Annotated in this window: 7 protein-coding genes and 1 pseudogene; 2 read left to right on the top strand and 6 right to left on the bottom strand. The window is 38.8% G+C overall.

Translation table 11 applies throughout. From position 1 onward, the window contains the following. Positions 1-17: 17 nt before the first annotated feature. The 5 genes from F6K38_RS28170 to F6K38_RS28190 form a co-directional block, all read right to left on the bottom strand. Positions 18-2,669, bottom strand: coding sequence for a hypothetical protein (locus F6K38_RS28170; protein WP_287358366.1), 2,652 nt, complete (start codon positions 2,667-2,669; stop codon positions 18-20). Between the two features lie 75 nt (positions 2,670-2,744). After that, positions 2,745-5,249 carry an Hsp70 family protein gene (locus tag F6K38_RS28175; RefSeq protein WP_009148830.1) on the bottom strand — a complete coding sequence of 835 codons (2,505 nt, stop codon included), beginning with the start codon at positions 5,247-5,249 and terminating at the stop codon, positions 2,745-2,747. 77 nt (positions 5,250-5,326) lie between these two features. Beyond that, complete coding sequence (locus tag F6K38_RS28180) at positions 5,327-5,809, bottom strand: hypothetical protein (RefSeq protein ID WP_009148827.1); 483 nt, start codon at positions 5,807-5,809, stop codon at positions 5,327-5,329. A gap of 46 nt (positions 5,810-5,855) precedes the next feature. Further along, positions 5,856-7,877 carry a hypothetical protein gene (locus F6K38_RS28185; protein ID WP_009148824.1) on the bottom strand — a complete coding sequence of 674 codons (2,022 nt, stop codon included), beginning with the start codon at positions 7,875-7,877 and terminating at the stop codon, positions 5,856-5,858. A gap of 356 nt (positions 7,878-8,233) precedes the next feature. Next, positions 8,234-8,380: a hypothetical protein gene (locus F6K38_RS28190; protein WP_154659877.1), complete on the bottom strand. Its 147-nt coding sequence runs from the start codon at positions 8,378-8,380 to the stop codon at positions 8,234-8,236. A gap of 533 nt (positions 8,381-8,913) precedes the next feature. Here F6K38_RS28190 and F6K38_RS44440 point away from each other — a divergent pair. Both F6K38_RS44440 and F6K38_RS28200 read left to right on the top strand, forming a co-directional pair. After that, a pseudogene (locus F6K38_RS44440) lies at positions 8,914-8,997 on the top strand (IS607 family transposase); the annotation flags it as partial. After that, positions 8,987-10,597: an RNA-guided endonuclease InsQ/TnpB family protein gene (locus F6K38_RS28200; RefSeq protein ID WP_502708335.1), complete on the top strand. Its 1,611-nt coding sequence runs from the start codon at positions 8,987-8,989 to the stop codon at positions 10,595-10,597. The pseudogene F6K38_RS44440 and the gene F6K38_RS28200, both read left to right, overlap by 11 nt. A gap of 21 nt (positions 10,598-10,618) precedes the next feature. Here F6K38_RS28200 and F6K38_RS28205 read toward each other — a convergent pair. Next, positions 10,619-10,838: tetratricopeptide repeat protein (locus tag F6K38_RS28205; protein WP_287358368.1), on the bottom strand; the 220-nt coding region annotated here is incomplete at its 5' end.

The following is a 10,838-nucleotide window of genomic DNA, read 5'->3' on the forward strand; positions in this document are numbered from 1 at the left end:
GTTGTTTAAAAACTTCTCTACACGTCATTATAATTTCCGTAATCATAGCTGGATTCATAACTCGTCGGTTCATCATAGGTTGGAGTTTCGTAAGTAGAAGTTTCATCGATAGTTGAAACTGGAATATGTTCATCAAAATTAGAGTCATAGGGGTCACTTGAATAAAATCCTGAGCCAGAAGCTGCTTGCTCTTCTTGTTTAATTCTTTCTTCAACCCGTTCAAAAGATTCATTAATCAGTGCCTCAAGGGAATCCTTGGGATCGTTAAATGATGAGTTATCTTCTACGGGTGCAAAGGATGGTTGCTGGATCCCACTTGAGTGATCAAAGTTTAATTCGTTAAGTCCCTGAGCTAGGGGATCAGCTGATGGGTCATCATATTGATCAGAAGAATTAAAGATGGCTGAAAATGGATCAGAGTGTTCCCAATTCATCTCTGAAATCGGTGGTGGGACTTCTGGATCTGATTCAAGTTTTGCCATAATTTCATCCCAAGCAGCATCAATATCACTTGGTGACTGTGTATTATAGTGGCTTGAGTTTGTAGAAGTCTCTTGTGTCAGGAGGGAATTACCATTCACTTCAGCATCAGAATAAAGACTATCTACTGTCTGCTCAATTTGGCTGTGGTCATTGGTATCAGATACATCTGGGAAATCAGGTACATTTGGAACAAGAAGACCATTAGGTAGTATTTTGTAGGAGTAGTTTGGCTCGACTGCTTGATCCGCCTGCTGTTCTACAGGCTCTTGGGTTTGTGATTGATTTTCTGATGGATATGAATTAGTAAGTGAAGAATTAAAATCTGAGAAAGGGATTGATATCAACTCATCAACGGCTACACCTTGACCTTGATGATCCATTATGGTTGGGGTATCTTGGTCTATGGCATTGACAATGTCTCCTTCTGCTTGGATGTTATCTCTGGTATCAGTAGTCACTTCAAGCAAACGTCCATTCGGCATTATTTTGTATGCAGTTTCTAGAGTGGTTGCTGCTTCTGGGGTTTGATTGTTTTCTGTTGTGTCTGACTCTGTTGTTGGAGTTGAGTGAACCTGTAGTGCTGGTGTGACTGAGTTTGGAGTTGTTGGGTCTGTCTGATCAAGAATCTCTAGAATCTCTTCACTATCTATGTCTACTTTAGCTTGTACAAGCTTTCCATTTTTAAGAATGTGTCGAATCTCCCATTTTGCTGTTTGACTATCTGCCAGTTCCTCAGGGTTTGGGGAGATAATATTTTCTGTGGTAATTTGTTCTAAATTAGCAACAGAGACATCAGTAGTAGCGGGATTGGTTGTGTCGTAAGATTGTTTGTCAGGATCTTTTTTGGATTCTTCAGGAATGATAGGGGTTTGTTGATTTTCTTGATCTTGAATCGAAGATCGATCTTGGAGGGGAGTATCTAGTGTTGGGTGAGTATTTAGGAAACCATGGTCTTGAATTGTTTGCTCTACTTTATCAAGAATCCCTAGCATCTCTTCGGTCTCAATATCTACCTTAACTTCTACAACTGTTCCATCCTCAAGAGTAATAGATCGAGTCGCCCATTTGGCTGTTTGACTATCTGCCAGGTTTTCAGGGTTTTGGTAGACAATAGTTTCAGTGGTCGTTTGTTCCAGAAATGAATCTTCATCATCATGATTTAGTCTGTCATATACTACTCCAGTTTTAATAGTTGTATCAAAGGCACTCAATTTACGATTTATATTGCGAATATCTTCTTCAATCTTTGCTTTTTCAGTTTCGATCTTATTCCTGTTATCAATAATTTTATGGTCAGCAAGATTATCTGTCAGCTCAAAAGAACCTTGAGGACTGAGGTTTTTAAGATGTTTGTTAAGAATATAAACTTGATTTCCTCCCCCGGGGCCATATTGTTGATTTTCTAATGCTTTACCAGAAGCCAAAAGACCATCATAATTGAAAACTTTTGCATTTGTCTTATACGTGCCATGCCAAGGTGCATCTGGGTTATAGCCAGGGGAGATTTGAACCAATTCAGAAAAGTCTCTGGCTGTACCAGTTTTAATTTTTTCCAGTTCTTCCTGATTCGAGACTATACGAAACCAGTTACCATCAGGTTTATCACTAGGTATTGGAGATAATTGTAGAACAGTTACATTTGAAACGTCTTTATTACTCAGCTTATCAACATTACCATATTCAATTGAACGTTTTTGTTCTCTAGCAGCAACTTTAGCAGGTGATCGCTGTAATACTGAGGGCAATTCTAGATTTGAGCCAGCCTTGGCAACTTTTCCAATACCTTTTGTTCCGAATAGTTCAACAGCTCCACGACCAATCGCTTCTCCATAATTACCCTCCTCCCAATCTTTACGGTATGGTGCAGCAAGAGCATCAAATCGTTTACCAAAGTTCTCTTCTGCTTTATTGGCTTTTTGCGGATTTGTAACTTGGCCACCAGTCACATACCATACATCACTAACAAAATCACCTGTCTGATTTGCAAAGGCCTTAGTGCTATCCCACCTTTGGTGTGCTTTTTCAGGGTTAAAATACCATCCACCAGTTAAATACCATGAAGTACCTAATAAATCCGTCGTCAAATCATATGTTCCAATCACCCCTTCAATCGCACCATTTCCTGCTCCCTTAACAAAGCCCCAAAGCTGATCGACAAAGCTGAACTCTTCTTTATTTTCACTCATGTTTTAATTCTACCTAGCTTGATAACATTGTTAATTAATAATTTAGAATTGTCATTTTAATACTCAAACAATTATCTATTGTGACTTCCGAATATTTGTACCTCCACTCATTCCAGTTACTTTACTCTTCTTATCAGGAGGCAGAAGATTGAGCAATGCCAAGTTAACCTGCTCCAACTTCTCAACATTACGACTCTCAAAATACTTAGCTCCCAAATTCAACAGTTTTATAGCCTCAGCAGGATCAACAAAATCTTCTGTCTGATCTACTAAGTGTGCAAACAGACTAAGATGGAATGTCGGGCTTTTCATCTGTGCCGTCACACCCAGTTGATTCAATTGCTCAGTCGTAGCATTAATCCTAGATACACTCCCAGACTTCAGCACCCCTTCCTCTTGTTGCAGCAGTTGATTCAAGGTTCGTTTATCAGCCTCAGAGCCACTGTCCTCAATAGTACGGCAGCAAAATCTCTTTGCCTCCTGATACTTCTGAATTGCAGCAGAAATATACTTATCACGAGTCAAGCTATCCACCTCTTGGGCTACCTTTCGCTTGTCATCTTCTAACTGATAGCGTATATCCGTCACATCGTCCGCCTTGACGGTTAGCAACTTAGCGCTAATTTCATCAACCTGCTCCCGTTTTTCCTTGAGTTCTTGCACCACAACCTGTTCATTCCTTTGTTGAGCCTCCACAATTTCACTGGAAATTTTAGAGGACAAATTCTGCACCTCGGACTTCAGTTGGTTTAAGGACACACTACGCTGCTTCGGCTCAAACACTTCCTTAAATTCCTGATCAACCAAGGGAATATAAACAGATAGCTTTAAGGTCCGAGACTCAGACATTTCAATTGTGATCTCAATCGTAGTTCCTGCTGGAATATTCCTGGTAAACCGAGTGCCCTTTAAGACTAAATAGCCAATGGTCTGATTGGCTTGAGGTAATGCATCTTCTGGTCCCTCTAGGATATTGATTCGGATTTCATCATCTGTGCCATGGCGCACCAACCTGGACACTTGCACCTCATAGTCCTGTTTTTGGGGAAGAGTGCTATTTTCTCTGAGAATAGCTTGACACCGTGTCTGTTTAGAATTCTCATCCTCAATCTCAATACAAATGTCATGGGGTAGGGTTTGTCCCCTAACAGTGGTTATCCCTTGATAAATTTGAATTGTGTTGTTATCAATGGGAACTGCATTACCATGACTATCAAAAATCTTGAATTCAAAGATATTCTGCTCTTGCTCAACCAGAGGTAAGTCTTCTTCAATCTCTCGTTGTAGGGGTTTCAGCCCGGAATCAAAACCTCCATCGGCTCTCAAAATCCGGTAATAAAGACCCTCTAAAGCCCCTTCTACTCTTGCTTCAAGAAACTCCTCCAAATCACGAGACACATGGGGGTATTCCATCCTTAGTGCTAATCCACTGGGAGAAGACTTTGATGAATTTTCCTCTATCTTTCTCGGTTTAGTTGCAGCAAACAATGCAGCTCCCTCTGCTACAACCGTTGTAGGATCAACATCCAAATTTACCGGTATCTGTAATGATTCTTCTAGGCGTTGACGCACATAGGGGATGTAAGTAGATCCCCCCACCATCAATACAAACTTGAGATCCGATGAACTGAGAGACTTGCTCTGTAGCAATGATTTAATTAAAGCAATTGTCTCATCAATATAAGGCTGGATTAACTCTTCAAACTGAGAGCGTGTAATTGTTACTTCCAGATCATGCTCTTCACCCTTATCGTCTTCAATTTCCTCAATCTCTAGGTCATAATATTCCATGGAAGAGAGGGCAATCTTAGCTTCTTCCGCTTTCAGCAAAAGTTTGAAGTAAAGAGAATTATACTTACTGCTTTTGCTCTTCACTTCACCTAATAAACCACTGATACCCAACTGCTTTTCTATAGAATAAATCAGAATTTTATCAACAATAAGGTTGTCAAAATCAGCTCCCCCTAAAAAGTTATTACCTTTGTTACCAAGAACTATCATTTCTTCATCACCCACCTCCAGAAGGGCAACATCAAAGGTTCCACCCCCCAAGTCATAAACTAGCCATTTTTGCTCATCAAACTCTACTCCTTTCTCCTGATTGGCATAGGCTATGCTGGCAGCAATAGGTTCCTGAAGCAAAAACACTTGCTGAATTCCAGCCTGATGAGCAGCATTCTCTGTAGCCTGAGACTGATTGGTATCAAAAGAAGCCGGTACAGTAATCACTGCTGCATCAACTACTTCTCCGGTTCTAACGAACGTCTTTAATTCCTTTAGAACTTCAGCAGATAGATCGACGGGTGTTTTAGATCCTTGGAGATCCTCAATTAGAAACTCTTCATCAGTTCCCATCTTACGTTTGAAGAAAGCAACTACATTCTCAGGATATTTTTTCCAATACTCTTTTGCCTTATCTCCAACGAATATTTTATTTTTCTTGAATCCCACAACGGATGGTAGTGTTCTCTTTCCGTGAACTGTGGGATTAGAAAATACATCTACTTTTCCTTTAGAGAACTTAGCAATTGCAGAATTTGTCGTTCCCAAGTCAATCCCAATATTGATTGTGTGTGCCATCCGGTTATCTCCTTGAATTTGTGAATAATACCTAACTATGAAATAGTGATTTGTATTGATATACAAATCCTCTAAAATTATTTAGAGCTGACATCATTGCCTGTAAATCTTAACTTAAGACGAGAAAACTGTTCTTTAATAAATTTACAAATATTCATATTTGAGGGAATCATGCTAGGTTTTTCGCTAATTTTTTCCCTAGCTTCTTCTTGGATCCCTTTAGATTCCACAATAACAGTTGCTCGACGAACAATACGTGATGGAGAGGATTCATTCTCCCGGTATCGAATCGTTGGCTTGATCACCTCAGAAATTACCAATTCTTCAGGGGAATCACTAGAGATATGAGCATCACAGTCAGTCCGGGTTTCATTATACGTCCCTTTGGGAATTTCATAAAACCATCCCAAGGATTGAAAGTAGTCTTTGAGCTTTTCTACATTTCTATGAATTGTATGTTCTGTAGTCAGTTTTTTCAGCTTTTTCTCAATTTCAAAGACTTGATACAAGGCTGAAGAAAAATCGGGCTGTAGTTGTTCGGTAATTAATTTATTTTCCATGGTAGACTGCAATATTTTATTGAACCATTTTAATTTTTAGTCAAACTTATCTTGACATCTTTCCAGTAATCATCAATTCCTGAAACCTCAACACATCCCTAATCAGTACACCATTCCATTCCTTCTCAGTATCGATTAATGCTCCTCTATCTCTAAGACTAATTACTCCCGATTTGATTCTAGATAAAATATAAGGATCTATTCTTTTTTTATACTGTTCTATACTTAGTTCTTTATCCCTAAACTTGTTATCATACTTGATATAATTTTCAAAATTTTCCTTGTTTTCTAAAAATATATTTATATACTTTTTGTTTGTTGTGACAAGTACTAAATTAGGATAATCATCTGAACTAATTAGAGTAAAGTCATGGTATTTGCAGAAAAATGTGGAGTCTTTAAAATAAATTCTTTGACTATATAAACGACAATTTCCAATCTCTACAACTGTTCCTGTATTAATTTTCACCATAATTTTTTCTGTAATATTGTCCATAATTTTTATTAAGGAAAAGTCTAGTTTTTTCCTTAATTCATCTTCATAGTTTAGATCATCCATCATCGGTGTAAAGGAAATCTGTTGTCCCTGATTATTCAAAAAAGAACAAGTACGAAGTTGCGAGTTGTATCCAAAAGGAACTAACTTAATAGCTTCAATACTTTCTAGATCCCAGACTGTTCTTCCATATCTAATGTAATCATCTGTAATTTCAAGTGGATGAGAAGCATTTAAATAAAGATTTAAATTTAGCTTACGGTCTTTACTTTTGCCTTTATCCTCAATAATCTTATCTTTAATCTCTTTTACCCTCTTGCTGGCATTTTCCGAGACCTTTAATTTAGAGGCTAAGTCAATAACTTTCAGAGAATATTCCACCAAAAACTCATATTCAATATGCTCAGATGTTGGCAAGCGACATAGTTTGAATCCTATTTTAATAAGACATTGAGATATCCGATCTTTAGCTATCAAAAAGAAGGGATGATTAATTGAATTCACTAACTCAATATCCAGAACTTCTTGGATCTTCGCCAAAAGCTCTTTTTCATCAAAGTGTTTAGGATCTATACCAAAATCAGCAATCTCCTTCAGAGCATTACAGCAGCTTTCTAAAAATTCATAGGATCGACCAAAACAGATTTGATAATGCTCTGGAAGAACTAAGAGTTCTATTGAGAACAAACTCTTAATGGAACCTAAATCCTTAAAGCGTATCGCTTCATCAAGTTTATTCCCATACTGTCGAGCAAAGTATTTTCCAATGAATCCCCGGAATTCTTCATCCTGGTAATCAGGTTTAGAAACATATTGCTCAAAAAATTGAAAATCTCCGAAAGTTAGAAAGTCATGTAGCTTTTTGTCCTTAAATATAATAAAGTGGAATTTTTTATTCTGCTCATCTCGAAGATCTTCCAAATATGCTTCTGCCTGCTTGATCTTAAAGCCTTCTTTCAATTCAAACTGATTGTCGTTAATTTTTAGCTTTGCTAAAAACCTTTTCTTCTGTGGGCGAATTTTAGTAGCAGATATATCTTCTACAGTATTGTATTTTTCAGGATCTAAGCCAAGTAGTGTAAAGGGATTAACATATACAACAACTGTGTCTCGCCTTGATGCGGTTAAAATTTTTTCGCCAAACTCCTTAGATATCCTTCCAAGCTGCCAATCCCCAATCTCACCAAAGCTAATCATGCGCTGAGCAACTTCAATGTTTCCTTGAGGTGCTTTCATAAGGCGACGACAAAACTTGCGTAGCCACGACTGAAATGTAGACTGATCAATACTTACTGGCTGTTTAGCAAAAAAATCTTCAATCTCAGCTTTCTGCCATCCAGTGGATACACCTTCTAAGAGGCTTAGAAAGATTGACTCATATTCAGCATCTTCCAGAATCTGTTCCGGTTCCGGTAACTTTCCCAAGTCACTTTTCACAAATTCTATTAAGGAAGGTAGCTTTCCTTTTTTAATGTATGACCATTTCTCCTGGCGAGAAAGTCCTTTCCACCATTGCTCATATTTTCTCTGGAAGAATATCTTGCTACCCAGGGCTATGGTGACAAGCAGCATTAGTAAAAGTGGTAGAGTTATCAGCATCCTTTAAGCACTTGAACCTAGTACTTTACCATAGACGTTTTGACAAGTAATTTATATCTAAACTGACTCGTATTATCTAAGGGTTATAGAAATAATTAACCTGTCATACTTGTTGTAGTAAACTACTAGGCTGAATTACAAATAAACGATATAGCTGGAGTTGAATTAAATTCAACTCCTATCCAACAAACAAGGGAGGATGTCAAATTCGCAGAACAAATGTACTAAAATAACTCATCACTGCTACTGAAGCCCCGAAAACACTGTACTTCAAGTGTTCTTACAAAATTGACCTGCTCCCACAAACAATGCCATTTAGTCAAAAAAATTCAGGGCAAACCCATCTTTTTAGAAGCCTTACTCAGAAGCAATGCAGTGGTGTCATGGGGGTTTTCCCCATGAGCAACTGCATCAAGAGGTGCTACCCGTGGCGAATTAAATTCGCCAACAGAAAGCGCACCTAACAGATATTTCAAAACTAATAAGTATAAAAACTTATCGCTTGAATATCATATCCAGTAGGCATTTGAAAATAAGATGCGTTTACCCTGAAAAAGATTTTAGCTTATATTTTTTCAAGCTCATTGGCAATATAGCATACAATATAATTTCTAGTCAATATCATTTCTACTTAATTCATTTACCCCATCCTTGGAGTAGAACTAGACACAGGATATTAAGTAATGTTACAAACTCCTCCTTGTGTCACATTCACTAGTTCCAACCCTTGGAGGGTTAGGCTACCCGATGTCGGATAACCCAAGCGTGATTAATTAATTGATTAATTAGGCAATTGTCTGCTCATCAAGCTCTGTTTAAACAAATGCCTCAACACAGCATAATATACTACAAAATGTAAATTTTGTAATAGAGAAAGCTTGTTATTCGGGTAGAACAGTCCTGGCCCAATCTATGAAATAATGACTTTCTAGAAGGAGGCTCGTGACAGTTAACCAAAATGCACACATAATATCTTACAATATCTACCAAAATATGCCAAGATAAAAACATGGCACTAATACCACTCCGTAAGGCGGTCGAACTTACGGGACTCTCCAAGAACACATTGAGGAAATACGCGGATGATGGAACGATCAGGTGCGAAAAAACTCCAGGAGGAACAAGACTCTTTGATCCCGAAAGCTTGCTCACTTTCGGACGTAGATCTACAGATGATAGAACTGTTCGGGTTGCAAGCACAATTTGCTACTGCCGAGTCAGCTCCAGCAAGCAAAAAGACGACCTTGTCCGACAAATCGCCTATATGCATTCCCTTTTCCCACAAGCCGAAATCATCAAAGACATCGGCTCAGGTCTCAACTACAAAAGGAAGGGACTTAAGACCATACTGGAGCGGCTTATGCGAGGAGATCAGCTCACGATTGTTGTTGCCTGTAGAGACAGACTTACCCGATTCGGGTTTGAACTCTTTGAGCACCTGGTCAGTATCAACGGTGGAAAAATCTTGGTTCTCGACCAACCTAAAAGTTGTCTTTGATCAGAACTTACAGCAGATCTTCTCTCCATCATTCACCTCTTCTATTGTCGCGTCCACGGGCTCAGAAAATACGGGGCAAAAATCAAAAAAGATTCGGATATTCCTCAATGCTGAACAGCGGTCTATTGTTCGTCAATGGTTCGGAGTGTCCCGCTATGTTTTCAATAAGACCGTCAAAATACTCCAGAATGGAGAAGTTAAAGCCAACTGGAAGGCTATTAAAACAGGGATATTAAATGACCTTCCAGAGTGGTGCAAGGCAGTACCTTATCAAATTAAATCGATAGCGATTAAGGATGCCTGCACCGCTGTCAGGGAAGCTAAAAAAAAGTACAAAAAGACTAAGCAAATTAACCGAGTTCGATTTAGATCTCGAAAGAATCCTGTCCAGTCTTGCTATATTCCTAAATCAGCAGTTTCAGACAAGGGGATCTATCATACAAAACTAGGGGAATTAACCTTTGCCGAGAGCCTGCCTGATAATATCTGTGACTGTCGATTGACCAGTACTAATGGGGACTACTACCTTGTAGTCCCCCACAAAGTGACTAACGTTAAAGCCGAAAACCAAGGTAGAGTAGTTGCTTTGGATCCTGGAGTTAGGACTTTCTTGACATTCTTTAGTGAAACTTCTGTCGGAAAAATTGGCAATGGTGATTTTTCTCAAATTCAACGCTTATGTCAACACCTGGATAATCTGATTTCAAAAATAAGCAAAGCCAAAGGTGGCCAGAAGCGTCGAATGAGAAAAGCTTCCAGGCGGATGGTGATCAGGATTCAAAACTTAGTGAACGAGATCCATCACAAAGCTGCCAGATTTATAGTTGACAATTTTGATGTAATTTTGCTTCCCACCTTTGAGACTTCTCAGATGTCGAGAAAAAGTGATCGCAAACTTAGATCAAAAACAGTTCGCAATATGCTCTCTTTCGCTCATTACCGTTTCAAAGAATTTCTCAAGCACAAAGCCCAAGAGTCAGGAAAGATGGTGATAGACGTCTGCGAAGCCTATACGAGTAAAACTGTCAGCTGGACTGGGGAGTTGGTCAACATCGGCGGAAGTAAAATTATTAAATCAAAAATTGATGGTCGATCTATGGATCGAGACATCAATGGCGCTCGTGGTATATTTCTGCGAGCCTTGGGAGATACCCCCTGGCTGAGAAATCAGCTTGCATTAGTGAGCCAGGATTGACTTTTTGGAAGATTTTGGCAGCTAAAAAGTATCGGCAAATCCTCGCTGTTTCCAAGCCAAAGAGTTTTGAGCATCAAGTTGAATCGCCTTGTCAAAATCGGTGATTGCTTTTTGATATCGACCGAGTTGATAAAAAGCTGTGCCTCGGTCAATCCAAATTGAAGCAGCTTTGGCATCCACTTCCAGTACTTGGTTGTAGAATGCGATCGCCTCAGAATACCGTTTCAAATCATAAAGCAGC

This window comes from Moorena sp. SIO3B2 (genome assembly GCF_010692525.1).
GTDB classification, from domain to species: domain Bacteria; phylum Cyanobacteriota; class Cyanobacteriia; order Cyanobacteriales; family Coleofasciculaceae; genus Moorena; species Moorena producens.

Excerpts from the sequence above, each read along its gene's own strand:
- F6K38_RS28170 (WP_287358366.1), bottom strand. The coding sequence starts at position 2,669 with ATGAGTGAAAATAAAGAAGAGTTCAGCTTTGTCGATCAGCTTTGGGGC.
- F6K38_RS28180 (WP_009148827.1), bottom strand. The coding sequence starts at position 5,809 with ATGGAAAATAAATTAATTACCGAACAACTACAGCCCGATTTTTCTTCA.
- F6K38_RS28175 (WP_009148830.1), bottom strand. The coding sequence starts at position 5,249 with ATGGCACACACAATCAATATTGGGATTGACTTGGGAACGACAAATTCT.
- F6K38_RS28185 (WP_009148824.1), bottom strand. The coding sequence starts at position 7,877 with ATGCTGCTTGTCACCATAGCCCTGGGTAGCAAGATATTCTTCCAGAGA.
- F6K38_RS28200 (WP_502708335.1), top strand. The coding sequence starts at position 8,987 with ATGATGGAACGATCAGGTGCGAAAAAACTCCAGGAGGAACAAGACTCT.